This is a genomic window from Armatimonas sp., assembly GCF_043760365.1.
Taxonomy (GTDB): Bacteria; Armatimonadota; Armatimonadia; order Armatimonadales; family Armatimonadaceae; genus Armatimonas.
Map to the genome: position 1 here is coordinate 1 of NZ_JAYUPA010000604.1, position 1,515 is coordinate 1,515.

At 57.4% G+C, this 1,515-nt stretch carries 2 protein-coding genes; both read left to right on the top strand.

Features of this window, described 5'->3' with window-relative positions; all coding sequences use genetic code 11:
- A partial coding sequence (locus tag ACH2EH_RS13905) for a hypothetical protein (RefSeq protein WP_395142634.1) occupies positions 1-564 on the top strand: 564 nt, incomplete at its 5' end.
- The coding region (locus ACH2EH_RS13910) for an oligosaccharide flippase family protein (protein WP_395142636.1) at positions 561-1,515 on the top strand (955 nt) is incomplete at its 3' end. The genes ACH2EH_RS13905 and ACH2EH_RS13910, both read left to right, overlap by 4 nt.

Consider the following 1,515-nt stretch of genomic DNA (forward strand, 5'->3'; position numbering starts at 1 on the left):
GATCAGTACCGCAAGATCGAAAACTACGACCTGATGCTGACGATGCGCTCTACCAGCACGACCCAGCTTATTGGCTACGGCTACGGCAAGCGCTTCCTCACCCCCGGTGGCAACCTAGACATGATCAAGGACATCTATCCCTGGTACAACCTGCTGCCGCACAATCAGATCCTCTGGGTCTGGATGCGCCTGGGGACACTGGGTTTTTTAGCGTTCTGGGGAATGATCTGCGCGATCTTGGTGTACGCCTGCCGTGTGATTCGCTACAAAGAGAGCGAGACGAAGCATAACAAGACCGCTTCCGCGAGAAGCCTGTACCCTCGCGCCGTGGCGCTCTACACGCTGATTCTCGTGGCTCTGCTTCTGGTATTTGGCCTGCTTGACCTTCAGCTCTCCAACTTCCGCGACATGATTTTTGTGGCGATCTGGGTGGGAGCGATGTCCGGGCTGACACCCAATGCTCTGTCTCTCAATGACCCCGAGAAACGGCGCTGCCGCCCCGGTGTCCACGAGCGCCCCACACCGCACGAGCGCCTCACACGCCAGCCACGGAGGATGTCATGAGCTCACAAAATCAGCGCGTCACAAAAAACGTGGTGGGCACACTCGTCACGCAGCTCCTGACATTTGGGATGGCGTTTCTGGTCAATCTCTATCTGCCACGCTACCTGGGGCCCTCGGGAACGGGCAAAGTGGGGATTATCGCAAGCTGGGTAATGATTCTGGGGGTCTTTGTAACACTCGGAACGTCGCAGGTCATTGTCAAGGAAGTGGCGCGGGATCGGAGCAAGGCGGGCCCTCTGCTAGCGGCAGGGCTGACTCTACGGCTGCTGATGGGGCTTCTGACCATACCCGTCGCCTATTTTGTTTCCTGGAGCCTAGGGTACTCACAAGAGATGCGTACCCTGCTGCTGGTGAGTGTTCCTGGTATGGTTGTTTTTGTCTTGAACGATGTCTTTATGACGATCTATCAGGGACGTGAGGAGCTTGGGCGTTTTAATCGAGCGACCCTGCTGGATAAAATGGCTTATGGGATTGCGGTCTTCTTGCTCGTTACTTTTAAGGCACCACTCTGGGCAATCGCGGGGGTGGCGGTGCTCTCCGGGCTGCTCACTTTCTCGTACTACGCCGTGGGCCTGCGTGACTTACTCAAGACACTGCCGCTGCCACGCTGGGAAGATCTCAAGGCCCTAACCGTGGCGAGCCTGCCGTTCATGGGACTGCTGATCTTTCGCACACTCTACGGTCAGACCGACCCAATTGTGCTTGGTGCCGTGGCGACGGAGCAAGAGGCGGGTTGGTATAAAGTTGCGTTTCAGTTGGTCGGATCGGCGATGTTCTTTCCGATGGCACTGATCTTTGCACTCCTGCCGACTCTCTCACGGCTGCATCACCAAGGCGACCGCGCTGGATTTGCCTCGCTGGCTCAAAAGGCGCTTGAGGTCACGCTGCTGGTCGGGCTACCCATCTCCGGCGCGGCGATCTTCTTATCCGGGCCGATTATCCGTCTGCTCT